Source organism: Providencia sp. PROV208, assembly GCF_028479465.1.
GTDB lineage: Bacteria > Pseudomonadota > Gammaproteobacteria > Enterobacterales > Enterobacteriaceae > Providencia > Providencia alcalifaciens.
This window is the reverse complement of sequence record NZ_JAMPNS010000011.1, coordinates 193,446-219,172: the sequence shown is the minus strand read 5'-3', so window position 1 is coordinate 219,172 and position 25,727 is coordinate 193,446. Positions and strand designations below refer to the sequence as shown.

At 41.1% G+C, this 25,727-nt stretch carries 16 protein-coding genes; 11 read left to right on the top strand and 5 right to left on the bottom strand.

Going from position 1 to position 25,727, the window contains the following annotated elements; translation table 11 throughout:
* The first annotated feature begins 327 nt into the window (after positions 1-327).
* Positions 328-1,713: a DASS family sodium-coupled anion symporter gene (locus PR766_RS10110; RefSeq protein WP_006659303.1), complete on the top strand. Its 1,386-nt coding sequence runs from the start codon at positions 328-330 to the stop codon at positions 1,711-1,713.
* Between the two features lie 104 nt (positions 1,714-1,817).
* On the opposite strand, the gene PR766_RS10105 is transcribed toward PR766_RS10110, so the two are convergent.
* Entirely contained in the window at positions 1,818-2,429 is a 612-nt protein-coding gene (locus PR766_RS10105) for a hypothetical protein (protein ID WP_006661067.1), read from the bottom strand.
* Positions 2,430-2,645: 216 nt separating this feature from the next.
* Between PR766_RS10105 and PR766_RS10100 the strand changes: the two genes are divergently transcribed.
* Entirely contained in the window at positions 2,646-9,020 is a 6,375-nt protein-coding gene (locus PR766_RS10100; protein ID WP_272518477.1) for a TcdA/TcdB pore-forming domain-containing protein, read from the top strand.
* Between the two features lie 83 nt (positions 9,021-9,103).
* Here PR766_RS10100 and PR766_RS10095 read toward each other — a convergent pair whose 3' ends face one another.
* Positions 9,104-12,262, bottom strand: coding sequence for an efflux RND transporter permease subunit (locus PR766_RS10095; protein ID WP_006661069.1), 3,159 nt, complete (start codon positions 12,260-12,262; stop codon positions 9,104-9,106).
* A 15-nt stretch (positions 12,263-12,277) separates the two neighbouring features.
* Positions 12,278-13,468 (bottom strand): efflux RND transporter periplasmic adaptor subunit, encoded by a 1,191-nt coding sequence (locus PR766_RS10090; protein WP_006659299.1) that lies wholly within the window; start codon positions 13,466-13,468, stop codon positions 12,278-12,280.
* Positions 13,469-13,602: 134 nt separating this feature from the next.
* Here PR766_RS10090 and acrR point away from each other — a divergent pair, with 134 nt between their 5' ends.
* The 3 genes from acrR (at position 13,603) to mscK (ending at position 18,101) form a co-directional block, all read left to right on the top strand.
* Positions 13,603-14,253, top strand: a complete 651-nt coding sequence (gene acrR, locus PR766_RS10085) for a multidrug efflux transporter transcriptional repressor AcrR (RefSeq protein WP_006659298.1) — start codon at positions 13,603-13,605, stop codon at positions 14,251-14,253.
* Between the two features lie 12 nt (positions 14,254-14,265).
* A complete protein-coding gene (locus tag PR766_RS10080) occupies positions 14,266-14,619 on the top strand; it encodes a DsrE/DsrF/TusD sulfur relay family protein (RefSeq protein WP_006659297.1) in 354 nt (117 codons plus the stop codon).
* A 98-nt stretch (positions 14,620-14,717) separates the two neighbouring features.
* Entirely contained in the window at positions 14,718-18,101 is a 3,384-nt protein-coding gene (mscK, locus tag PR766_RS10075) for a mechanosensitive channel MscK (RefSeq protein WP_154636212.1), read from the top strand.
* A gap of 6 nt (positions 18,102-18,107) precedes the next feature.
* Here mscK and rsmS read toward each other — a convergent pair whose 3' ends face one another.
* Both rsmS and priC read right to left on the bottom strand, forming a co-directional pair.
* On the bottom strand, positions 18,108-18,278 hold the full coding sequence (gene rsmS / locus PR766_RS10070; RefSeq protein ID WP_036975264.1) for a pleiotropic regulatory protein RsmS: 171 nt from the start codon (positions 18,276-18,278) through the stop codon (positions 18,108-18,110).
* Positions 18,279-18,288: 10 nt separating this feature from the next.
* Positions 18,289-18,837 carry a primosomal replication protein PriC gene (priC, locus tag PR766_RS10065; protein WP_006661073.1) on the bottom strand — a complete coding sequence of 183 codons (549 nt, stop codon included), beginning with the start codon at positions 18,835-18,837 and terminating at the stop codon, positions 18,289-18,291.
* 143 nt (positions 18,838-18,980) lie between these two features.
* Between priC and apt the strand changes: the two genes are divergently transcribed.
* The 6 genes from apt to adk all read left to right on the top strand — a co-directional run bounded on the left by apt (position 18,981) and on the right by adk (position 25,691).
* The gene (apt, locus tag PR766_RS10060; protein ID WP_006659293.1) at positions 18,981-19,532 is read left to right on the top strand and encodes an adenine phosphoribosyltransferase; all 552 of its coding nucleotides are present in this window, start codon (positions 18,981-18,983) and stop codon (positions 19,530-19,532) included.
* 118 nt (positions 19,533-19,650) lie between these two features.
* Entirely contained in the window at positions 19,651-21,597 is a 1,947-nt protein-coding gene (dnaX, locus tag PR766_RS10055) for a DNA polymerase III subunit gamma/tau (RefSeq protein ID WP_036961613.1), read from the top strand.
* 43 nt (positions 21,598-21,640) lie between these two features.
* Positions 21,641-21,970, top strand: coding sequence for a YbaB/EbfC family nucleoid-associated protein (locus PR766_RS10050; RefSeq protein ID WP_006659291.1), 330 nt, complete (start codon positions 21,641-21,643; stop codon positions 21,968-21,970).
* Positions 21,970-22,569 (top strand): recombination mediator RecR, encoded by a 600-nt coding sequence (gene recR, locus PR766_RS10045; RefSeq protein WP_154636213.1) that lies wholly within the window; start codon positions 21,970-21,972, stop codon positions 22,567-22,569. The genes PR766_RS10050 and recR overlap by 1 nt, the downstream gene beginning before the upstream one ends.
* A 410-nt stretch (positions 22,570-22,979) precedes the next feature.
* Entirely contained in the window at positions 22,980-24,854 is a 1,875-nt protein-coding gene (gene htpG, locus PR766_RS10040; protein ID WP_154636214.1) for a molecular chaperone HtpG, read from the top strand.
* A gap of 192 nt (positions 24,855-25,046) precedes the next feature.
* On the top strand, positions 25,047-25,691 hold the full coding sequence (gene adk, locus PR766_RS10035) for an adenylate kinase (RefSeq protein ID WP_006659288.1): 645 nt from the start codon (positions 25,047-25,049) through the stop codon (positions 25,689-25,691).
* The last annotated feature ends 36 nt before the right edge of the window (positions 25,692-25,727 follow it).

The window sequence follows — 25,727 nt, the reverse complement described above, 5'->3', positions numbered from 1 at the left end:
GCTTACAGCTCACAAAATGAATATTGGATGATTTATCTGAACTATCAAATTGTTATATATTTTCATAGCGAATAATTTATAGGAGTGAAAGCAGTCAGTATGCTTACCTATATCTTATTTTAGGTAATTAAATTGCTATTTTTGTGAATGACTAGTGAGATTTTTAAGTTTTTAGCTTTAAAACAAGTAAATTGCGGGGCGCAGATCGCAGTTTTAGGTTATCTACATTTCCATCTCATTCAATTAACTCTATATTTTACTTCCTGTAAAAAAAGATTAACAAAAATTACTTGAAAACTTAAATTGCTTCCGAGCTATGGAGTAAACATGGATGCTTCTGAATCTTTGACACCAGCAGTTCCTCCAACCCCTTCTAACAAGCGTGGTTGGATAATTTTGGCTGTTGATATTGTACTGCTGATTTTGCTGTTGAAATATTTGCCTTTTGATGACAAAGCAAATGCTGGACTGGCTTTAATGGTTTTCGTCGGTGTGCTTTGGTTAACTGAGGCGATTCACGTCACAATTACCGCACTTTGTATCCCATTGTTGGCGGTAGGGCTTGGTTTGATGGGGACGGGAGATGCGCTAAAAGCCTTCGCGAACCCAATCATTTTCTTATTTTTCGGTGGATTTGCGTTAGCAACCGCGCTGCATATTCAAGGTCTTGATCGCCTGATCGCTAACCGATTATTAATGGCTGCACGTGGGCGTTTATCTGTTGCTGTCATTTTGTTGTTTGGTGTTACTGCAGGTTTATCTATGTGGATCAGTAATACAGCAACTGCCGCAATGATGTTACCGTTAGTTTTAGGGATCTTGTCTAACCTTGATGTTCGACACGAACGTAATACATTTGTCTTCGTGTTATTAGGGGTAGCTTACAGTGCGAGTATCGGAGGTTTAGGGACAATTGTTGGTAGCCCGCCTAACGCAATTGCAGCTTCCGCGCTAGGTTTGGATTTCTTATCATGGATGAAATATGGCATCCCAATCATGGTGGTTTTACTGCCAATGATGTTTGTCCTGATGTACATGATGTTACGTCCTAACTTAAAACACCGTTTTGAAATTGAATTAGAAAAAGTGGAATGGAATGGAAAACGTATTACTGCGATGAGTATTTTCTTGTTAGCGGTTGTATGTTGGATCACCAGTACGTTCATTAGTGATGCGCTTGGCGGCGTTAAAGATTTAGATACTATCATCGCGCTGAGCGCGGCGGTGTTAATTGGGATCACCGGAGTAGCTAGCTGGTCACAGATCCAGAAAAACACTGAGTGGGGCGTATTAATGTTATTTGGCGGTGGTTTAACGCTGAGTGCAATTTTAAGCTCATCAGGCGCTAGTAAAATCATGGCGGATTGGATGCAAATGACATTCGGGCAAAGCCATTGGTTTGTGATTATTCTTGCGGTTACAACGTTTATTATTGTTCTGACTGAATTTACCAGTAATACAGCAAGTGCCGCACTGCTAGTACCAATTTTTGCGACGGTCGCTGAAGCATTAGGTATGCCAGTAATGGCATTAACGATGATTATTGGTATTGGTGCTTCTTGTGCCTTTATGTTGCCTGTCGCGACACCTCCGAATGCGATTGTATTTGGTTCTGGCTATATTCGCCAAATTGAGATGGTTCGAGTGGGTGCTGTACTCAACGTGGCATGTATTATTGTTATCTCTTTATTTGCTTGGTTTTTTTGGATATAACAACGTTAAGAAAAATAAATTAAAAATAGTAACGGCCTCAGAGAATGAGGCCGTTTTTTTATTTCTAGTGTTGTCAATGAGACAATCACTTTTTTGGTTCTTCTCTAGCTGAAAGGCTCCTGTTTTGTCAGTGAGTTCTCACCCATATTACGTAGTGAGAAATTCATAATTTGAATAAGTCCTTTAATATCAATTGTATCCAGCGGGCAAATAAAACATACTTTGCATAATTTTTGATGGCTTTCAAGAGTGCAGGTTTTACCAAAAATCACGACGTCCTTGTCTACTATTAAAAGAAAGACTTGCTGATGAAAAATCTCGATTTTTGTATAACAACCAGAGCTCAAAATACCGTCATGAGGGGGATTAGAGGAGTTTCTTGATGGTTCTAAGTTAATGTGTATAGAAGATGTGATATAAGGGGCATTTTGTTGATTGAAGCGATTAGCAAACGAGATACGCGTTGCTAATTGAAAAGGTGAGAATGATGAGGATTGACTAGCCGTGATTGTATTAGCTAGTTTGATGACTCGTTGTCCTTGTGAAGTATCCTCCATTTTAGTGATTTGAGCCAACATCATCTTGGCTATTTTGATGATCAAATTCCGTTGATCATTATTTTCATTACTCAAGAAAAAATCATGCTCAATAGCAGATGTTGAAAGAAAATTTCCACTGAGCAAAAAAGGTGTAGTTAGCATTATTGAGTGAGTCATCTATTATAAGTTCCTTGCTATTAAATGTCCTTAACGAGAATGACTATAACGCTATTTTTTTATTTTGAAGCTATCAAAAATTGAGATGGAACTATTAAAAAATTTAATAATATATAATTTTTTTGTTATTAATTTAAATTTGATGTGAAACAATCATATTTGAAGTGACATTTAAACTATTCGGGATTTTATTTTTAAATAAATGGAGTTATAGAAATGAAAAATGATTTTTATTATTCATCGTTTAATTCGTTTAATTCGTTTAATTCGTTTAATTCGTTTAATTCGTTTAATTCGTTTAATTCGTTTAATTCGTTTAACAAAAAGAGCATTAACCTTAGAGTGATATCTCAAGCATTCCGTGATTTGAAGTTAAAATCCCCTTTATGGTGGAGCACATCAACTAAAGAGAAGCCAGCAAGTCCTGATATCAAGCTATTTAAGGAAAATACGATAGTGTTTTCTCATGCCAATACTATTAGCGCTGACGAAATGACTAATGATGGGAAATTACCCTCACATGGCTTAGTTAAATTTGTTAAAAAATCACCTAATACTTATGCCATTAATCCTATATCCAATACTTCAAATCTTGACCCAGAGTTAACGGTTGATGCCTACTTTCTAAGTTACAACGGCGGTAATCAATTAAGTGCAAACCCGGGTTATATTGATATCCCTATACAAGCAGCTGAAAACAGTTTTCTTTTTACGGGTTCTTTAACGGGATGCTCAGTTATTGTTACAAAACATAATGCTACAACATATCGAGTGTACCATGATGGAAGAGTAAATAGTTCAGTGCTCTATGACAATGTGGTTATGGCATTTGATTTTCAAGATTACCAAGTTGCAGGTACTGATGAAGGTCTTGCTATGGTTTACATGAGGTTTCACAAAGACCAATGGGAATTAATTTTACAGCGCCAACAATATGAGGTGATGAATGGCATTCCTACTCCACAACGACGAATACAAGATGAATCCGTTATCTTGCTATATCCGGATGATACATTTTATCAATCACGTTTAGAACAATTTAATCAATACCGTAGTCATATCCATAAAGAATTATTTAATCTTGCGAGGGAGATTAATATTGACACTGAAAATTTCAGACAAGGTATTTATACGGGGGGCGATTTTTCATTAGATCATCAAGCGATTCTTTCTTGGATAGAATTACGAAATAAAATAAAACAATACCTCAGCGTTGAGAGGGTAAAAATAGATATAAAAATAAAAAATGCGCGAGATGAGCTTATTGAATTACAAGATAAAATAAATAAATTAAATAAAGTGCTACCCTCAGAAGAAGATAGAATTAGAATTGGCGAATTAAAAGAAACAATTGAGTTAAATAAACACTTAAAAGAATATTATAAACAAAAATATGATGTGATTTTATCTGAAAGTGCATCTGTTGAGCGTAGTTGGTTATGGTTACAAATTAAAAAAAATCATGGAATTTCTGCGGTTCTTAAATTAGATGAATCGAGTATTAAATCAGGTATTCAATCAAAATCTGTAGTCAATAGAGAAAGGTATACAGTTCTATTAAACAAGGATATATGGAATGAACATGGTGATTTTAATCAAGGTGTTAAGCATTACAAAGAATTAAGTATCGCAGGTTTTGATGAAGGAATGTCGGCATCAAAAATGCGTGAGCTTTATATTCATGGAGGATTAAGTGCTAAAGAGCGTGGTGCACTATCTCAATATATTCGGATTAAGGATCAGTCGGAACACATAGAAAACATTTTAAACCATACGTTAAAAATGAATACCCTATTTCAGAATGGGGGAAGCATTTATCAACACCTTGCTCCTCAAGACTTTTATTTACCATTAATGGGCGACTATGAGGGCGGTCGTTGTTATCCATTAGTGAGAGCGATGTCAGTTGCATTGGCTCAATATGATGGTGTTAGCGGTGCCAACGAGCTTTTCAATAAGTTGTTTATTGCTGCGGCATCTCCGGAAGAAAAAAGCTCAATTATATTGAGGTCATCACTGCAAAATTTACATTTTAATACGGAAGCGGTAGGAGCATCTTCTTCAATTGGTCTACTGAATTTAAAGTCGATAAAAAAGCAACTCATTGAATCTAGTGGAACTCAGATGTATGCCTTAAATACTCAAAGCCATTCAATGTTAATAGGAAAAAAAGTTGATAATGGTGAGGTACGTTACTGTTTTTATGATCCTAATTTTGGATTGTATATATTTGATAATCCCAAGAAATTTTCCAAGTGTTTAGATGATTTTTTAGTGAAAGAGAAAATGGCATTTAAATATGATGCGCTAACGGAGAAATCTAAACCTATATTTGATCTCATTTCTATTGATATTGAGCAAATGGCGAATGTAGATGTTGGTGCAGGGATAAGAGTCGAAGATTTAGTATCTTCAACTGAGTTATCTGAGGTTATTCCACGGCGCCAAAAAACAAGAGCTTTCATCGAAAGCCAAAACGTATTAGCAAAAGATAGGCAAATAAAATCATCTTTGAGTATTTTAAATGCAGAGCAATGGGGCAGCCGTTTAGAATTATCACTGGATAAGATGATTCAAAAGTATCAGTTAAATGAATATTGGCTACCTGTTTTTGCAAGTACAAAGCGATTAGAGAATGGACGATATCAAATTCAGTTCGTTCATAAAGGCAATGAGGAATCTTCTCGTTGGATTGAAACAGATGACAAAACATTTTTTGAATTTAAAGAATACTTTAGTGAATCAATCGACTCTTTTAGCCAACACTATACGTTTAAGGATTTAGCGCTACAGCATGAGGATACCTTAGGAAGAGGGACTGAAACTGAGCATGTTGATGGTCTAAATTCGGCGATAGGTATTAAGGCACTGATTGAATGGGCTGCAAATCGTAATCGCCAATCAGTTGCTTCAAGTAATCCTTCTAACCTAGATACCGCATTGAAAATTCATGCCTATGTGAGTTATACCATGATGGTTCATGGGGCAGTGAATGATATATCACGAGTCACTCGACTGGTGAATGTGCTTTGGAAAGAGGGATCTGATGTTATCAAAACTGAGATGAATAGTTTCTCATCATCGATTTTACGCACTGCAAATGAAGGGGTTGGTGCGATTTTTCAAGGCGCTATGGTCGGGTTTGATATCTATGAACTCGCGAATGCAGAGAATGAACTACAGAGAACGGTTATTGGCACTCAGCTGGCGTTTGATTCAGCTGCGTTAACAACAAGTATTGTGGGATATGGGGCGTCGCTATTGGGGGCTGAAACTGTTGCTGGCGTTGCTATGCCATTAGCAGTACCTTTAACAGGTCTTGGAATTGGCATTACTGAATTAATCAAAATTAATGAGCGCCATGCACAAGAAGCGATAGGGGTTGGTGTTATTTTTGGTCGTTACAAAGAGCATTATCAGAATGCGGCTATTCATTATGATGAAGAAAAAAAATTATTAATGCCAACAGAAGGTATTGTGATTAAAGAAGTTAATTTTTTAGATGCAAGCTTTAAGCTTGGTAGCGAGTATATTTATCGTGGTGAAAAAAGAACATGGGTTTTCAAACATAGTACTTTAAGTGATTTTCAATCAAGTCCACGAGCAGATATAAATAAAAATGAAGCGATTAATATTCGAGAAGCAGTGGGTGTCTTACAAGATAAAGTGACATTTGATTCGGATAAATCAAATATTATTGTACTACCCGTCATTCCTCAATGTTATTTGCGTTACGAATATACATCTCTTATTGGTGGTACAACTCGTGGTGATTATGGTTTTTCAGTTCTTAGAAAAATGGAAGAGAATTACCAGTTTTATTTTGATTATTTTTATTGTGGTCTAGAATATGTGATGTCAAACCTTAAGGCTGAATATGTTTTTACTCCAGTTTCGATTATTTTAGATTCAACTAATAAGCATTTAATTGTTCCTACTCTTCCTGAAGCTTGGCATGGCTATATAGAACATAGCCTGATAGGCGCTGGTGCAGAATATCAGATTTCGATAAATCATGGTTCTTCTTTAAAGTTAAAGCAATCTTTATTAGCCACTGAGCAATCCACTTGGATTATCGATACCAGTAGTATTGATGGTCAGAAAGGTCAAGTAATTAAAGTTAATGATGATAATATCCAAATTGGTAATACCGTCGTTTATATTGATGAGACGGCAGCGTCTAGTAAAATTCTAATTATGAATAGTGAGCATGAAATTAGAGAAGTTAACTTCCATAATAAAAAAATAGATCTTGTTAGCATAAATGGAAAACACTGGGGCCCAAATATGGGCTCTATTGAATATTTCTTTCATGATTTGGCGAATAAAAATGAATTAAATAAAAAATATGTTATTGTTAATAATTATTCAGTTAATGAAAAAAATGTTGGCAGAGCATTCTATGATGTTACTGCTAGGTGTATGTTATATACCAATTCATCGTATAAAGAAAATCAATCTGCAATTTTAATCACGACGATTAAAGGTGTCGCATATTTTTATTCTCAAAGTGAAAATATTATATGGTCAACCAATATTAATAATGGCGATATTTATGCTAAGTTTAATTTTTATGATTTGTTGGGTGAGTATTCAAGTATTGAACGACTTTCAATAAAAAATAATACAGTCATTGTTGAATTGAAAAATAGAAAAAACAGTAGTGAAGTGAATGTGGTTTACTCTTTCGAGAAAAGTAAATTAGAGCTAGTTAGTATTTCTGATGATTTTCGTTTAATGGAAAAACTGAATAAACTCGATGTTATTATTCCGCCTATAAAACACAAAGATTTCTTAAATCATGATTATTTAGTTAATGAAAACTATATTAGATTGAGTCAGGATAACAAAAATACACTATCCACAATAGCCTCTTCAACAAAACCATCGCCAAAACTAGCCTCAATCGTGATGATAAAAGATACCAATTATTTAGGCTTCCAGAGTATTTATTGGCTACGTACCAGTGATGGGGTATTAATTAAACCTAATTTAGCCAGACCCGATGATTATGACCAAAAGATAATGGCTGAGATGTCTCAGACATTATATTGGTTTTCTACTAACCCTGATGAATTAGCTTATATGAATCATAGGCTCGCTAATGGGGAACCTTTTGAGCATGTATTAGATTTAACGTATGCTAGTTTTACTAATAAATGGATGCTATCAGGAATTGAAGGTCAATTTAGGGTGGCAAATACAAAGCCAACATTATTAAAAATAGTTGGAGCTTGCTTTAATAGGTTTGATCCACTTACCGATACGTGGAATTGGAAAACACCAACCGATCTGATATTGGTCGGTAGCCTCTTCGATGACAATGGAGGGGAAGTCTTTTTCTTTTATAGCAAAGAGTCCGATACCATTTTCCGCCAAGAAGGGTTAGGGCAGAAGGATATTGATCTTAAAAATCCAACCGCTAAGCGATTAAGTATTCGTGAAATAGACACTGCTTTTAATTGGAATGGAAATATATTAATTATCCAAAAAAATGGCGTTGTGAAACAGCTGAATGTTAATGGTAGCGCGGATATCATTGCGATAAATAAAACCTGGTTTGAAAATGAATCATTTAATTGGCGTAATTTAAATGATTTTATTAATGAACCAAATCCAATCACACTGTTTGGTCTGAAAGGAAAAGATGGCAAGCAATTTTTACCAGCATGGTATTTTAAAGGAAAAGTTATTGTTAGTGAGTCCTTACCATCTGAAGATACATTACATTTTTTAGATTTTGATTCGAGTGAGGGTAGTGGGGTTATTTTTGATACAAAAACCAAAAAACTATATCAACAAACCGCCATTTCGAGTGCACTGTTAGCGAATATGTTTGATGACAATCAGTCTTTAAAGCCCTCCGAACATTTACCAAAACCGATTGAATTATATCCAGACGTTTCTCTTGAGAATGCACGGAAAATAGGGGGAGGGTTAATGCTGTCTTCTAAGGAAGGGCAACTTATTTTTCATCCGCTATCAAAGAATGAACCACTAGGCTCATCATTCATTATCAAAGGAACAAATAATGATGATATTCTCGCGCCAACGCACTTAAAAGAGGCTAAGACATTGATACTCAGTGGTGGGGAAGGTAAAGATACCTATCACTTGAGATTAGAGGATTGGCAAAACTATCGAGACATTATTATCGAGAATCAATCACAGGATCAAGCAACAGACCATCTTGTATTGCCGATAAGCGTGAAGGGGAGCTCCATATTTATTAACCGATTTAATGATAATTTAATTCTCACGGACTCCATTAACCAGACGTCATTAGTATTACATAATATTTATGGTACAAACTCATTAGCTCACCAGCATTTGATGATTCATTGTGACGATGGAGTTTTCAATCTTAGCGAGCTTGCAAACGAGGTTACGGTTCACCGTGGTGCTATGTATTTATCGAGTTATTTTGAAGAGAAACCACAATGCAATGAAGATCTGGCATATTTAGCTGAGAGTTGCAGTCAGATAACACTGACAAATAATGTGAGTTATCAGCAAAATGAAAAAGTAGGGCTGAATACATCAAGTTCAGACATCATACCAATCAATACGCTTCAGTCTCTAATACACTAGATGATGTCAATCGATGCCAGATAAATGAAGAAACCCCCAATAGTTGGATAACTATTGGGGGTCTTTTTTTAACTCATTCGTAATTAATGAGCTGCTGGTGGCTGGTTGTTATCAGCGTGTTCTGGTGTCTTTGCAAAGCGGCGACGGATCACCACAAAGAATACCGGAACGAAGAAGATAGCCAGTGATGTTGCTGCGAACATGCCCCCCAGTACACCCGTACCGACGGAGTTCTGTGCCGCAGAACCTGCACCATTACTAAATACCAGAGGGATAACACCCAACATAAATGCTAAGGATGTCATCAGGATTGGTCTTAGACGCATTTTTACTGCATCCAATGTTGCTTCAATCAATCCTTTACCTTCTTTCTCCATCAAGTCTTTGGCGAATTCAACAATCAAGATTGCGTTCTTCGCCGATAACCCAATGGTGGTTAACAGCCCTACCTTGAAGTAAACGTCGTTATCTAAACCTCGTACTGAAGTGAAGAGTAACGCACCGATAACCCCAAGTGGTACCACTAACATGACTGAGAATGGTACAGACCAGCTTTCATACAGTGCAGCTAGACACAGGAAAACCACAATCAAGGAAATCGCATACAGGGCAGGTGCCTGGTTACCAGACAGACGCTCTTGGTATGACATTCCTGTCCATTCGTAACCAATTCCCGCTGGGAGGTTTTCGGTGGTCAGTTTTTCCATCATCAACATCGCAGCACCGGTACTTTGACCTTCTGTTGCTTGACCTTGAATGTTCATCGCAGGGACACCGTTATAACGCTCTAAACGCGGTGAACCGAATTTCCATGGGTCTTTGGATTCGTCTAAGAATGCAGAGAACGGCACCATTTTCCCTTGGTTATTACGAACATACAGGTTGCTGATATCGGATGGTAACATACGGCTTTCCGCGTCACCTTGTACGTAAACTTTCTTCACACGACCGCGGTCGATAAAGTCGTTAACGTATGAACCACCAAACACTGAGCTGAGGGTTGCGTTGATATCACTGATTGCAACACCTTGAGCCTGCGCTTTTTGCTGGTCAATATAGATTCGATACTGTGAGGTATCATCTTGACCATTTGGTCGTACACCTTGCAAAATTTCAGGGTGCTGTGCAGCAAGTCCGAGTAACTGATTACGTGCTGCCATCAGTTTTTCATGACCTAAGCCACCTTTATCGACCAACTCAAAGTCAAAGCCGTTTGATGTCCCTAACTCAACAATTGCAGGTAAGTTAAAGGCATAAATGAAGGCACCTTGTTTTTTCGATAAGGCTGCATTTGCTCGAGCAACAATCGCATCAACATGGTTTTCTTTCCCTTTACGTTCATCCCAGTTCTTAAGAACGACGAACGCCAGACCCATGTTCTGCCCTGCACCCGCAAAGCTAAAGCCACCAACGGTAAAGACAGACTCAACGTTTTTACCTTCATCTACTCTGAAGTATTCACTGACTTCATCTAAGATGACTTCGGTTTGCTCTTGGGTTGATCCTGGTGGCAATTGCACCATGGATAAAAATACCCCTTGGTCTTCGGCTGGTAAGAATGAGGATGGCAGACGAACAAACATGAATGCCATGCCCACAACCAGAATCACGTAGATGACAAGGTAACGACCCGTGCCATTCAACATACGGCTTACGCTGTCTGTATAATGGTGAGCTTGTTTTTCAAATACGCGGTTAAACCATCCAAAGAACCCTTTAGTGGAACCATGGCTGCCTTTTTCAATCGGCTTCAACATAGTAGCACACAGTGCAGGGGTCAGAATCATCGCCACTAATACAGATAACAGCATCGATGACACGATAGTGATTGAGAACTGACGGTAAATTGCCCCTGTTGACCCACCAAAGAAGGCCATTGGGATAAATACTGCGGACAGCACCATCGCGATACCAACCAGTGCACCTTGAATTTGTCCCATGGATTTTTTGGTCGCCTCTTTTGGTGGCAGACCTTCTTCTTGCATCACACGCTCAACGTTTTCAACAACAACGATGGCGTCATCCACAAGAAGACCGATGGCGAGTACCATCGCAAACATGGTTAAGGTGTTTATCGAGTAGCCAAAGGCTGACAAGATAGCAAAGGTTCCTAATAGCACTACGGGTACTGCAATTGTTGGGATCAATGTTGCACGGATGTTCTGCAAGAACAGATACATAACGACAACAACCAACATAATTGCTTCGACCAGCGTTTTAACTACTTCGTTGATTGAGATTTTAACGAATGGCGTTGTATCGTACGGATAAACAACTTCAAGTCCTTCAGGGAAGAAGGGTTCCATATCAGCTAACGCTGCACGGACGTTATTTGCTGTATCTAATGCGTTCGCGCCCGTTGCGAGTTTAATACCGATACCCGCCGCTGGCATACCGTTAAAGCGCGCAACTGTACTGTAGTTTTCCGCACCGAGTTGAACGGTAGCGACATCTTTCAAACGAACTTGGGAACCGTCTTGGTTCACACGTAATAAAATGTTCGAAAACTCTTCTACGTTACTTAAACGGGTTTGAGCAATAATAGATACGTTCAAACGCTGACCGGCAACAGGAGGTGTTCCCCCTAGCTGACCGGCGGCAACTTGGTTGTTTTGTACACGAATTGCATTAATGACATCCGAAGTTGCCATGTTGTACTTAACGAGTTGCTCTGGTTTTAACCAAATACGCATTGCATATTGGGTACCAAACAGCTGGGTTTCACCAACACCATTAACACGACTCAGTGGGTCCTTAATATTTGAACCTACGTAGTCGGCAATGTCATATTGCCCCATTGAACCGTTTTTCGAAATAAAGCCTGCAACCATTAAGAATGAGCTGGTGGACTTATCGACACTAATACCTTGTTGCTGTACTTCTTGAGGTAAAAGTGGCATTGCCAATTGCAGCTTATTCTGTACCTGTACTTGAGCGATATCGCCATCAGTACCTGCTTCAAAAGTCAGCGTGATGCTTGCTGAACCTGATGAATCACTGGTTGACGACATATACACCAAATTATCGATACCGTTCATGTTCTGTTCGATAACTTGGGTCACCGTATTTTGTACCGTTGATGCATCTGCACCAGGGTAGTTAGCTGAAATGGAAACAGCCGGCGGTGCAATCGTCGGATACTGAGCGACAGGTAACTTGATAATTGCCAGCAGACCTGCAAGCATGGTAATAATCGCGATTACCCATGCAAAAATTGGTCTATCTATAAAAAACTTAGGCATTAATCAATAGCTCCCTTATTTAGACGCGGTTTCAGGTTTAGCCTGAGTGTCTACAATGGATTGAGTTTCTAAGTTTGCTTGCTTTGGCACAACAACCATTCCCGGTTTGATTTTCTGCAAACCAATTACAATGACACGGTCGCCATCTTTCACGCCATCAGTGACTAACCAGTTGTTGCCAATCGCTTGTGCAGCTTTCACTTTACGCACTTCAACTTTGTTTTCTGCGCCAACAACCATGACCTGCGCGTCACCTTGTGGAGTACGAGCAACACCCTGTTGAGGAACTAAAATCGCATTTTCTTTCACACCATCTTCTAGAATGGCGCGAACAAACATACCTGGCATCAGTTCTTTATTCGGGTTAGGGAACACGGCACGCATAGTGATAGAACCAGTGGTTTCATCAACAGTGACATCAGAGAACTCTAATTGCCCTTTCTGTGCGTATTCTTGCCCGCCATTAATCACTAAGCTAACTGGCGCTTTGCCGGGCTCTTTTTGCAGTGCCCCTTGTTCGATTTCATTTTTTAAGCGTAAGAAATCTTCACTCGACTGCGTCACATCCACGTAGATTGGATCTAATTGTTGAACGCGCATTAGTTCAGTTGTTTGACCCGCAGAAACTAATGCACCTTCCGTGACATTGGATTTACCCGTACGTCCACTAATTGGCGATGTCACTTTCGTGTAATTCAAATTAATACGTGCGGTTTCAACGGCTGCTTCCGCTGCTTTTACCGCAGCTAGAGATTGTGCATAAGTTGAATTCGCTTGGTCGTATTCTTGTTGACTAATGTAGTTGGTACCAAGCAGTGGCTTATAACGTTTAACAGTTAATGCGGCGAGATTAGCATTTGCTTGCGCTTTGGCTAATTCTGCTTTAGCACTATTATAGGTTGCTTGGAAAGGCGCAGGATCGATTTGATACAACGACACGCCAGCTTCAACATCGCTACCTTCTTTGTAGTTACGTTTTAAGATGATGCCACTAACTTGTGGACGAACTTCTGCAACTCGATATGCAGATGTACGGCCTGGAAGTTCGGTCTTAATGGTCAGAGGTTCAGCTTTCAGCGTAACAATTCCTACATCAGGCGCCGGGCGTTCACCGCCACCTTTCTGTTCTTCGTTACAACCAGATAACGCTAAGCCGCCTGAAAGGACCAACAGAGCCAGAGGTAACACTCCTCTGTTTTTTCGCATAAGTTAACCTCAATTAATCGATATGAGTTCAAAACAAAATTAAGAAAAAAAGCAAATTATATGATTTATCACTATGCTATAGTACAAACATACACTAATGTATGTAAATCAGCTTTCTACAAAAATGGGTGACAATGGCACGAAAAACTAAACAACAGGCTGAAGAAACCCGCCAGGAAATACTCGATGCAGCTATCAAAACATTTTCTGAACGAGGAGTGACAGCTACGTCATTAGCCGATATAGCCAAAGCCGCGGGCGTGACCCGAGGTGCTATATACTGGCACTTTAAGAATAAGGTGGATCTCTTTCATCAAGCCTGCGAATTTAGCGATAATCAAATCACTCAGGCTGAAGATTATTATCGTTCGAAATATACCAATGATCCACTTTTAATACTAAGAGAATTGTTAATTTATATTCTTACTGATTTTATTAGTATCCCCAAAAATCGTGCATTGATGGAAATCTTTTTCTTAAAATGTGAATTAGTTGGTGAAATGGCTTCTGTTGTTGATTTTAAACGTGAAAATTATATGGCCAGCCAACATAGAATAGTGAGAAATTTACGTGACTGTATTGAGGCTGGACAACTTCCTGACAACTTAGATTTAGAATGCAGTGCGGTAATGATCCGATCATTAATGTCAGGCTTACTCGAAAACTGGTTATTACAGCCAGAGAGTTTTATGATAGACGCACATACGACGACGTTAGTTGATACTCTATTAGAAACGCTTAAAAATAGCGTCTCTCTACGAATCAAACCAACGCCAAGCGAATAATCGGAGAAAACCATGTCATCTATTTTGATCATTGCGAATGGCGCGCCATACGGAAGTGAAATGTTGTTCAACTCTTTGCGCCTAGCCATAACACTAAAAGAACAACATCCACAAACGGACTTAAAAATCTTCTTAATGTCTGATGCAGTGACGGCGGGAATTACGGCACAAAAGCCGAAAGAAGGATATAACCTCCAGCAAATGTTAGAGATCCTAACCGCGCAAAACGTTCCAGTAAAATTATGCAAAACCTGCACCGATGCGCGTGGTATCAGTGAGTTACCACTGATTGATGGCGTTGAAATTGGAACGCTGGTGGATTTAGCTGCATGGACACTAGCCGCTGAAAAAGTTCTCACATTTTAATGTTAAAACAGTTTAATTTAAAAACTGAGCTGCGGTTCGTCAGGAATTGCAGCTAAAAATGGGCATGTAGTATAAAAGTAGGATCACAACGAAATATCATGGGCTCACTGATGCAATATAAAAAAGCGTGGTTATATTCCGTTAGAATATTTTTGGTATTTGCCATCACCTTTTTTTCTTTCCAAATTTCCGCGGCAACAATTAATAATCTTCCCAGTAAAAATGAGATAAAAACAGAGCTTAATTCATTAAATAAAAAAAGCAGTGCGGGGCAGGAAGATAAACTTATCATTGCTGATCTGGAAAAATCATTAACTTACTATGATGAATTGGAAAAATTAGATCAGCGTTCGGATGAGCTGCAAAAAAAAATAAATCACTCAGGTGAAGAATCGAGAAAAGCGGTTCAGGGTTTATTACAAATAAAAGTTCAGAATGAAAATCCAGATATTAATTTTCAACATCAAATTGAAAATAGCAGCCTCGAACAATTAGAAACGATGTTGGCGACGTATTTGGATAATCTGCAAGCTGAGCAAAATGATCTTGCTACTTATAATAGTCAACTGATTGGTCTACAAACCCAACCTGAACGAGCTCAAGCGAGCATGCTGGATAATGCCCGCCGACTGCAAGAGATTCGCAATGAGCTTAACAGCACATTGACTGACTCCAGCAAATTGCGCACCACACAAGCTAACATGTTGCAACTTGAGCAATACCTTCTTCAGCAACAAAATGAGTTTCAAAAGCGCGTTTTACAAGCGAATACTCAACTCCAGGACGTTTTACAAAAACAACGTGATTACACCGCAGCGTATATTGAACAATTGGACGCTCGTATCCAAATTATTCAAGATGCGATTAGCAAAGCACGCCTCAATGACTCTCAATCAACGGTGCGTGAAGCGCAAAACACGTCGACCGATGACGCGGTACAACAAAATCCTATTCTTCAAAAAGAGATTGAAATTAACAACAAGTTAAGTAACCGCTTGATTGAAGTGACGCAAGATGGCAATAGAATGGTGCAAAACGGTATCCGAGTGAAAACGTGGCTGGAGCGTGCGACACAATCGGAACGTAACCTAAAAGAGCAAATTAACGTATTACGCGGTAGTTTATTACTATCACGGATTCTTTTTCAGCAACAAATTGATTTACCAGCAGATATTCTCACCAAAAATCTACCAGTGACCATTGCAGATCTGCGTCTGGAACAATTTGATATTAACCAGCAGCGTGATGCGCTGTACCAGCCTACTGATTACATTAATAATTTGGAGCATCAGCAAGCGGTCAAAGTGGGTGAGCAAGAAAATGCAGTGCTGTTTACGCCTGAAGATAAAGCGGCATTGGTTAAAATTTTGGATGTTCGCCGTGAATTACTGGATGAATTGAATCTACAGTTAGGCGGACAAATTTCCCAAGCTATTAACTTACAATTAGATCAAAACCAATTATTGAGTGTGGTCAGTTCTCTCGAACATACTTTAGCGCAGCAAATTTTCTGGGTGAACAGCAATAAACCGATGGATATCGAGTGGTTAAAAGCCTTCCCTGAAGCCGCAACGAACCAACTGACTCATCTGGATTTTGATTTTTCATTTTCAAGCTTGAAGAAAGGATTTATTAGCGCACTGTGGGTTACTGTTCCTCTATTATTGGTAGCACTGATTTTCATCTGGTTTAACCGCAAGATAACCCAACGCTTACATGAAATTGATCTGCGTTTATCCAGCCTCAGAAACGACAGCGTATTAAATACGCCGTTGGCGTTGTTGCTAACCTTATTGCAAACCATCCCAATTTCTCTTGTGGTGATCGCAATTGGCTATTGGTTCTTAAAGACGGGTAATCTGCAAGGGGAATTTATCTGGTCCTATTGCTTGCAGTTAGCCATTTTCTGGGCATTGTTTGAACTCACATTTAGGGTGTTAAAGCCGCAAGGTATCGCAGAAAAACATTTCAATATTGACCATGAAAATGCCCAGCGTATGCGTCGTAGAATGGTGCGTTTATCGGTACCGCTGTTACCACTGATTTTCTTTTCTACTTACGGAATGATTAACCCTCTAAAGGTATCCGAAGATGTGATTGGACAGTTAGTGGTCTCTATCTGTTTATTACTATTATGTATTTTCACGATTCCATTCTGTAAACAGGTTTGGAAGGAAACTGGCAGCCACTTAACCCGTTCGATTTTAATTACCTTACTGACATTTTCGCCGCTGATTTTAATTGGTTTGATGTTCGCAGGTTATTACTATACTACGCTACGTTTAGCCAGCCGTTGGTTAGATAGCTTATATTTACTGGTGCTTTGGTATATCACTTATAATGTCTGTTTGCGTGGTTTAAGTTTGGGGGCGAGAAAGCTGGCTTATAAGCGAGCATTGGAACGCCGAGCTCAGTCAAAACAGCAAGAAGAAGCTGAAAATGAGCCAATCAAAGAACCTCCAATGACGATTGAGCTGATTAGCCAGCAGTCATTGCGCTTAACGACCATGGTGCTGTTTATTATCTTCGCCTTTGCGTTCTACGCAATTTGGTCCGACTTTATTACGATTTTCTCTTTCCTTGATAGCGTTCAGTTATGGAGCTATAGCGCGACATCAGCGGAAGGGGCTAGCATCATGAAATACGTGACCTTGGCTAACCTGATTTTAGCCGTGGTGATTGTCGTGGTCGCGTGGATAATGACGCGTAACCTTCCGGGGTTACTGGAAGTTTTAGTGTTATCGCGCCTAAAACTTCGTCAAGGCTCCACTTACGCCATTACGACGATGTTGACCTATGTGATTGTCAGCATTGGGGCGATTGCCTCCCTTGGCATGATTGGTGTGACGTGGAATCAGTTGCAATGGTTAGCTGCGGCCTTAACGGTTGGTCTCGGTTTTGGTTTACAGGAAATTTTCGCGAACTTTGTTTCGGGGATAATTTTGCTGTTTGAAAGACCGATTCGGATTGGGGACACCGTCACGATTGGTACATACTCGGGGACTATCAGTAAGATCCGTATTCGTGCGACGACCATTGTGGATTTTGATCGCAAAGAGGTGATCATTCCAAACAAGGCATTTGTGACTGAGCGATTGATCAACTGGTCACTCTCCGATACGGTCACGCGCATCACGATTTCTTTAGGGGTTGCGTATGGTTCGGATCTGGAAAAAGTGAAGCGTGTTTTACTGCAAGCGGCAACATCGAACAGTAAAGTAATGACAGATCCTGCACCGGCAGCATACTTCTTAAGTTTTGGGGCGAGTACGTTAGATCACGAGCTGCGTTTTTATGTTCGCCAAATTGGTGAACGCACTATGACCAGTGATGAAGTCAATCGTGAAATTGACCGGTTGTGCCGTGAAAATGATATCAATATTGCCTTCAATCAATTGGAAGTGCATTTGCATAATAATCAGGGTGATGAAGTGCAGGAAGTGACAAAAATTATCAAAGATAAACCAGATGATGAAAAATAATCTGTGTTAATTACCGTTCTGACAGGCTGCTTCGGCGGCCTGTTTGCTAAGGTAATCGCGTTTCACTATGTCTAATGCTTTCAGAGCGATATCGGGGCTTATCTCAGAGGACTCTAATAAGTAGATTAAATCCACCGCAAGCTGTATTTCTGGTGGTGCATTCTCTAGGGGCTCCATGTGCATTTCCTTAGTCAAAAAATTGATTTTCTTGGTGCTCGATAGCTTTTTCAATACGCATCAAGGCTTGTCTGCATCGATATAATCGTCCTGCTAATGCTGCAAGCTCTTTTTGGCACTGATGCTGTAAGTGCGAATCAGTTAACCCACTTAAGTCGAGTTCTTTTTCACTCACCATCGCCTGTAAACGGCGTTCATAATCTTGATGTTGTGATAAACGTTCATATAAATCAACTTGTTCCTTTTTTGTCCGAAAGGAATCTTCTTTTTCACGTAATCCTTGTGTTGAAAGCTCGCGAGAAATCGCTTGCATCTGATGGACGATTTTTTCGGTCAGAAAGGTCACTTGTTGGGTATGATTGAGCGTAACACTATTGCACAGTTGCTGATAAAGCGTGTTGAGCTCTTTTTGGCAATCCCCCAGTTTGGTGGATTTATGGCTAAACAGCTGCATATCAAATCGGGAGTGAGAAAATTCATGGTCTTTGATGGGAGCAACACGTACCGCTAATTCGTCAATCTGCTTTTTTAATGCGTCCAAAAGAGCCTGTGTTTTCATTTTTTATTCTCAATAAATGTGAAAAGTGGCGGAATATTGATATCCAACAACAAAACTTAGCGCAAAAAGACGGCTTCTTATTGCATTTTTATGGTAGTTTGCATAGATTCTACCCTTTCGTATTTACTATATTGGTTTTTATTATGACCGCTAAAGAGCAACAACTGCAATTGATTAAAGAAAGTATCGCGACTATCCCTAATTATCCAAAAGAAGGTGTGCTATTTCGCGATATTACCACACTGTTAAATGACCCTGCGGCTTATCAAGCAACAATCGATATGCTAGTTGAGCATTATCAAAACAAAGGTGTGACCAAAATTGTGGGGACTGAAGCCCGTGGTTTCCTGTTCGGCGCTCCTGTTGCATTACGCTTAGGCGTTGGTTTTGTACCTGTGCGTAAAAAAGGCAAATTGCCGCGTGAAGTATTAAGTATGACGTATGACCTCGAATACGGTACCGATACACTGGAAATTCACAAAGACAGCATTAGTGCACAAGATAATGTGTTAGTCGTGGATGATCTGTTAGCAACGGGTGGTACTGTCGAAGCGACGGTTAAAATGATTAAGCAACTCGGTGCAAAAGTTGTCGATGCAGCTTTCGTGATCGGACTGCCAGATTTAGGCGGTGTTGAGCGCTTAGCCAAAGAAGGTGTTACTTCCTATAGTCTTGTTGAGTTCCCTGGTCACTAATCTGCTCCGCACTCTTCTTACTATTTTTACTGCAGTCTCGCCCAATGGGTTGAGGCTGTGGTAGCATGGTACTATTATTATATTTATCAATGTCCCATGTTGAATAACAGTGGAATCCATGAGCTATCAGGTACTTGCCCGTAAGTGGCGCCCCCAAAAATTTTCGGATGTTGTTGGTCAGCAGCATGTGTTGACTGCGCTTGCTAATGGGCTTGAGCACCAACGGCTTCATCACGCTTATCTCTTCTCGGGTACCCGCGGTGTCGGGAAAACCACGATCGCACGTTTGTTTGCCAAAGGGCTGAACTGCGAAACAGGGATCACAGCAACACCTTGCGGTAAATGCGCGAACTGTTTGGAAATTGAGCAGGGGCGATTTGTCGATCTGATTGAGATTGATGCCGCATCACGGACAAAAGTCGAAGACACGCGAGAATTACTGGATAACGTTCAGTACGCACCCGCCCGTGGTCGCTTTAAAGTCTATCTCATTGATGAAGTTCACATGTTGTCGCGCCACAGTTTTAATGCGTTGCTTAAAACACTGGAAGAGCCGCCTGAACACGTCAAATTCCTGCTTGCAACCACTGATCCTCAAAAGCTGCCAGTCACCATTTTATCCCGTTGCTTACAATTCCATTTGAAAGCGCTGGATGTGGCTCAAATTAGCGAACAGCTTGAGCTTATCTTGAATGCAGAAAATATTGAGCATGATACTCGAGCCCGCCAACTGATCGCACGCGCTGCCGATGGCAGTTTACGGGATGCGCTGAGCTTAACTGACCAAGCGATTGCCATGGGGCAGGGGAAGGTAACTGCGGATATCGTGAGCCAAATGCTGGGCACCCTTGATGATGAACAGCCACTCGCCATTATTGAAGCGTTAATTCGTGCGGAGGGTGCTGCCGTCATGTCGCAAGTGGAACAAGCGGCATCCCGAGGAGCGGACTGGGAAAATCTATTGGTTGAGATCCTCTCTTTGCTTCACAGAATCGCGATGATTCAACTGTTACCAGCGGAGCAAGAAACCGATCCATCCTCTACGGAAGGGCGTCTGAGGCAAGCTGCTCGCTTGATTTCCCCTGCGGATCTTCAACTGTTCTACCAAACCTTGCTGGTGGGTAGAAAAGAATTAGCCTATGCGCCAGAAAGACGGATGGGCGTGGAAATGGCGCTCTTAAGAGCATTAGCCTTCCACCCAAAGAGCGTGATTGACGAGGTTGAGCTACCGCCAAAATTAGCCCCGAGCGTATCTGCCCCTGTTTTTCAGCCAGAGCCAGCGCAGTCGAATATGACGCGTCAAGCACCACCGTCTGTGAGCGCAGATAATTTGCCGGAAAATAGCCCCACATTGCAGCTATTAAAAGCCAGACAAGCATTACAAACACCACAAAGTGAGGATCCGAGTCCAAAAAAGACTCATCCGGTGACGTCCAATAGGGCTAAGCCGGCGGTATCAGCACTTGAGCGGCTGGCCGCGGTGACCAGCAAACATCAACAAAATATGATGGAAAAAGCCTCGCACAGTTCCAAACCTGCGAAGCCAAAGCCTTATCAGTGGAAGCCTCAAAATGAAGAGGTGCTCGAGGCAAAAGATACCGCCACGACGCCAACCGAGATCAAAGAAGCGCTGGAATATGAGAAAACCCCAGAATTAGCGATAAAAATCATGCAAGAAGGTCGTGAGCGTGATAGCTGGTCGGGGGAAATTGCACAATTAAATATCCCTAAGCTAGTTGAACAATTGGCTTTGAATTCATATAAAGAAGAATTGGACGAGTCGCAAATTGTATTGCACTTGCGCTCAGCTCAACGTCATCTTGACAAACCGAATGCTCAAAAGGCATTACAAGATGCGTTGAGTCAACATTATGGTCGCCCTGTTGAACTGAACGTTGTTCACGATGATAATACGGCGGTGAAAACGCCGTTGGAATGGCGTCAGGCGATTTATGAAGAGAAGCTGGCGCAAGCCCGTCAGTCTATTATCGCGGATAAAACAATTCAAAAATTGCGCTCAATGTTTGATGCGCAGTTGGACGAAGAGAGTATTCGCCCCGTTTAACGCTACAGTTGCGAATCTGTAGCCTCAGTTGTGAGAGAAAACTATGTTTGGTAAAGGTGGATTGGGTAACCTGATGAAACAGGCCCAGCAAATGCAAGATAAAATGCAGAAAGTTCAGGAAGAAATCGCTCAACTCGAAGCTACTGGTGAATCAGGTGCTGGCTTAGTCAAAGTGACTATCAACGGCTCACATAACTGCCGTCGTGTTGAAATCGATCCAAGCCTGTTGGAAGACGACAAAGATATGCTGGAAGACTTGATTGCTGCGGCATTCAATGATGCAGCGCGTCGTATCGAAGAGACGCAAAAAGAGAAAATGGCTAGCGTATCTAGCGGTATGCAACTGCCACCAGGCTTTAAGATGCCATTCTAATGCAAACGGGTCCGCTTCTTGAATCATTGATGGAAGCGCTGCGCTGTCTCCCTGGTGTGGGACCTAAGTCAGCGCAGCGAATGGCTTTTCATCTTCTGCAACGTGACCGTAGTGGCGGAATGCGTTTGGCTCAGTCGCTGACTCGGGCAATGTCTGAAATCGGACATTGCCGCGATTGCCGCACATTTACTGAGCAAGACACCTGCAATATCTGCGATAACCCGCGCCGTCAGCAAAATGGGCTGATTTGCGTGGTGGAAAGCCCCGCAGATATTTACGCTATCGAGCAAACTGGTCAATTCTCAGGTCGCTATTTCGTACTCATGGGGCATCTGTCACCATTAGATGGCATTGGACCGATGGATATCGGGCTAGATAGGCTCGAAGAGCGACTGGCATCGGAAAACATCACTGAAGTGATTTTGGCGACCAACCCGACAGTAGAGGGGGAGGCGACGGCAAACTATATTGGGCAGATGTGCGCGCAGTATGGGGTGGCGGCGAGCCGGATTGCGCATGGGGTGCCTGTCGGCGGGGAGTTAGAGATGGTTGATAGCACGACGCTTTCTCATTCGTTGTCAGGCCGCTCGAAGTTGTAGCATCCTCGTCATATTTCAAATTGTAGGGGTGCTGGCTGCACAACTTCACCCTAGTCACATACTTGTGTATGCTCCTAGGGATTGTTCTTATCCTCGTCATATTTCAAATTGTAGGGGTGTTGGCTGCACAACCTCACCCTAGTCACATACTTCAGTATGCTCCTAGGGATAAGCTTGCTTGCCGCCTACCTACAACTTTGAACTATTTAGAGGAAGGTAGGTAGCTACCTACCTTATAAAAGCAAAACCCTCAAGCCAAAACTCTCGTAGTCTTCCATAATTTACTTTCGTTCATATTAATTTGGCTGCTAATTTGTGGTTAGTGGTTGAATTCTATTTTTTTGTCCCCAGATTAGTTTCCATCGATAAGTCAAAACCTAACTATTAGATTGATGATATAGAGGCGATTAATGAGTATGAAAGGACAAGAAACTCGTGGGTTTCAATCAGAAGTCAAACAACTGCTACAGTTGATGATCCACTCTCTTTACTCAAACAAAGAAATTTTTCTGCGTGAGCTCATTTCCAACGCATCCGATGCGGCGGATAAACTGCGTTTTCGTGCATTATCTAAGCCTGAACTGTATGAAAATGACGGCGAACTGCGTGTGCGTATTAGCGCAGACAAAGACAAAGGTACTCTAACTATCAGTGACAACGGCATCGGTATGAGCCGTGAAGAAGTCATTGAAAACTTGGGTACTATCGCTAAATCAGGCACCAAATCATTCTTAGAATCATTAGGCAACGACCAAGTTAAAGATAGCCAAATGATCGGCCAATTCGGTGTGGGCTTCTACTCCGCATTTATCGTTGCCGATAAAGTCACCGTACGTAGCCGTGCAGCGGGTGCTGATGCGAGCGAAGGGGTGTTCTGGGAATCTGCTGGCGAAGGTGAATACACTATCGCAGATATCGAAAAAGCCGATCGCGGAACCGAAATTACCCTGCATTTACGTGATGATGAAAAAGAGTTTTTAGATAACTGGCGTTTACGTTCTGTTATCAGCAAGTATTCTGACCATATTGCTCTGCCTGTTGAAATCGAAGAGAAAAACGAAGAAGACGGCACTGTGACTTGGGAAAAAATCAACCAAGCGAAAGCACTGTGGACGCGCAGCAAATCTGACATCTCAGACGAAGAATATATTGAGTTCTACAAGCATATCTCCCACGACTACGCAGATCCATTAACGTGGGCACATAACCGTGTGGAAGGGAAACAGGAATATACCAGTCTGCTGTATATTCCATCTCAAGCCCCATTTGATTTGTGGAACCGCGACCAGCGCCACGGTTTAAAACTGTATGTTCAACGTGTCTTTATTATGGATGATGCAGAGCAGTTTATGCCTAATTACCTGCGCTTCGTTCGTGGGGTATTGGATTCCAACGATTTACCGTTGAACGTTTCCCGTGAAATTCTGCAAGATAGCGCATTGACGCGTAACTTACGCAGCGCACTGACAAAACGTGTTCTGCAAACACTGGAAAAACTGGCGAAAAATGATGCTGAGAAATACCAAACATTCTGGCAGCAATTTGGTCTGGTGATGAAAGAAGGCCCTGCTGAAGATATGGGGAACGGCGAAGCGATTGCGAAATTGCTACGCTTTGCAACCACGCATAACGACAGCAACGTGCAAAATATCTCATTGGAAGATTACGTGAGCCGCATGGTAGAAGGGCAAGATAAGATTTACTACATCACTGCGGATAGTTATGCCGCAGCGAAGAGCAGCCCGCACTTAGAATTGTTCCGTAAAAAAGGAATTGAAGTTCTGCTGTTATCTGACCGCATTGACGAATGGATGATGAACTACCTTTCTGAATTTGATGGTAAACAATTCCAATCTGTCAGCAAAGCGGACGAGTCATTAGACAAGTTAGCAGATGAAAACAAAGCGGAACAAGAAGAAGCAGAAAAACAGTTAGAGCCGTTCGTTGAACGCGTGAAAACCTTCTTGGGTGACCGTGTGAAAGAGGTGAAATTAACTCATCGCTTAACGGATACTCCTGCGATTGTAACTACGGATGCGGATGAAATGAGCACCCAAATGGCGAAACTGTTCGCTGCTGCGGGTCAAGCTGCGCCTGAAGTAAAATATAACTTTGAACTGAATCCGAATCACCCACTGGTGAAAAAAGCCGCTGAAGTGGAACAGGAAAGTGTGTTTGCGGATTGGGTTGATGTCCTACTCGACCAGGCTTTACTGGCAGAGCGCGGCACATTGGAAGATCCAAACTTATTCATCAAAAAAATCAACGAATTACTTTTAAAATAATTCGCTGAGTTATTTTCGTTTTCGAGCATAAACCACGTAAAAATGCGATTTTTTGCGTGGTTTTTTTCTTTTGCGAAAAAAGATAAATGGGAAAACGTTTACGTGCCTTCTTGAGTCAGGTGCCATGCTAATGGTATGGTAGAGCGTTTTCTTTTCAAATTATAAAAAACTAAATAGCAAGGGGTTTACGCAATGCGTATCATTCTGCTTGGCGCTCCGGGCGCTGGTAAGGGCACTCAAGCTCAATTTATTATGGAGAAGTTTGGGATCCCTCAGATTTCAACCGGCGACATGTTACGTGCCGCGGTAAAATCAGGGAGCGAGTTAGGTTTACAAGCTAAAGAGCTGATGGATAATGGCAAATTAGTGACTGATGAGCTGGTTATCGCATTAGTTAAAGAGCGCATCAAACAAGATGACTGTCGCAATGGCTTCTTGTTGGATGGGTTCCCGCGTACCATTCCTCAAGCGGATGCAATGAAAGAAGCAGGCATCAATGTTGATTATGTTTTAGAATTCGATGTGCCAGATGACATCATTGTTGAACGTATTATTGGTCGCCGCGTTCACGCACCATCAGGTCGCGTATATCATGTGACTTTCAACCCACCTAAAGTTGAAAACAAAGATGATGTGACTGGTGAAGAGCTAACGATTCGTAAAGATGACCAAGAAGATACAGTTCGTAAGCGTTTAGTTGAATACCATGCACTGACTGCACCATTGATTGCTTACTATCAAAACGAAGCGAAAGCGAGCAGCACTCAGTACTTCAAATTAGATGGTACTCGCAAAGTGGCTGAAGTGAGCGCAGAGTTAGCGAAAATTCTAGGTTAATTTTCTCTGAGCTAAATTGAAAAGGCAGCGCAAAAC

Excerpts from the sequence above, each read along its gene's own strand:
- PR766_RS10080 (WP_006659297.1), top strand. The coding sequence starts at position 14,266 with ATGTCATCTATTTTGATCATTGCGAATGGCGCGCCATACGGAAGTGAA.
- dnaX (WP_036961613.1), top strand. The coding sequence starts at position 19,651 with ATGAGCTATCAGGTACTTGCCCGTAAGTGGCGCCCCCAAAAATTTTCG.
- recR (WP_154636213.1), top strand. The coding sequence starts at position 21,970 with ATGCAAACGGGTCCGCTTCTTGAATCATTGATGGAAGCGCTGCGCTGT.
- PR766_RS10050 (WP_006659291.1), top strand. The coding sequence starts at position 21,641 with ATGTTTGGTAAAGGTGGATTGGGTAACCTGATGAAACAGGCCCAGCAA.
- adk (WP_006659288.1), top strand. The coding sequence starts at position 25,047 with ATGCGTATCATTCTGCTTGGCGCTCCGGGCGCTGGTAAGGGCACTCAA.
- priC (WP_006661073.1), bottom strand. The coding sequence starts at position 18,837 with ATGAAAACACAGGCTCTTTTGGACGCATTAAAAAAGCAGATTGACGAA.
- PR766_RS10100 (WP_272518477.1), top strand. The coding sequence starts at position 2,646 with ATGAAAAATGATTTTTATTATTCATCGTTTAATTCGTTTAATTCGTTT.
- mscK (WP_154636212.1), top strand. The coding sequence starts at position 14,718 with ATGGGCTCACTGATGCAATATAAAAAAGCGTGGTTATATTCCGTTAGA.
- acrR (WP_006659298.1), top strand. The coding sequence starts at position 13,603 with ATGGCACGAAAAACTAAACAACAGGCTGAAGAAACCCGCCAGGAAATA.
- PR766_RS10090 (WP_006659299.1), bottom strand. The coding sequence starts at position 13,468 with ATGCGAAAAAACAGAGGAGTGTTACCTCTGGCTCTGTTGGTCCTTTCA.
- htpG (WP_154636214.1), top strand. The coding sequence starts at position 22,980 with ATGAGTATGAAAGGACAAGAAACTCGTGGGTTTCAATCAGAAGTCAAA.
- apt (WP_006659293.1), top strand. The coding sequence starts at position 18,981 with ATGACCGCTAAAGAGCAACAACTGCAATTGATTAAAGAAAGTATCGCG.
- PR766_RS10110 (WP_006659303.1), top strand. The coding sequence starts at position 328 with ATGGATGCTTCTGAATCTTTGACACCAGCAGTTCCTCCAACCCCTTCT.
- rsmS (WP_036975264.1), bottom strand. The coding sequence starts at position 18,278 with ATGGAGCCCCTAGAGAATGCACCACCAGAAATACAGCTTGCGGTGGAT.
- PR766_RS10105 (WP_006661067.1), bottom strand. The coding sequence starts at position 2,429 with ATGACTCACTCAATAATGCTAACTACACCTTTTTTGCTCAGTGGAAAT.
- PR766_RS10095 (WP_006661069.1), bottom strand. The coding sequence starts at position 12,262 with ATGCCTAAGTTTTTTATAGATAGACCAATTTTTGCATGGGTAATCGCG.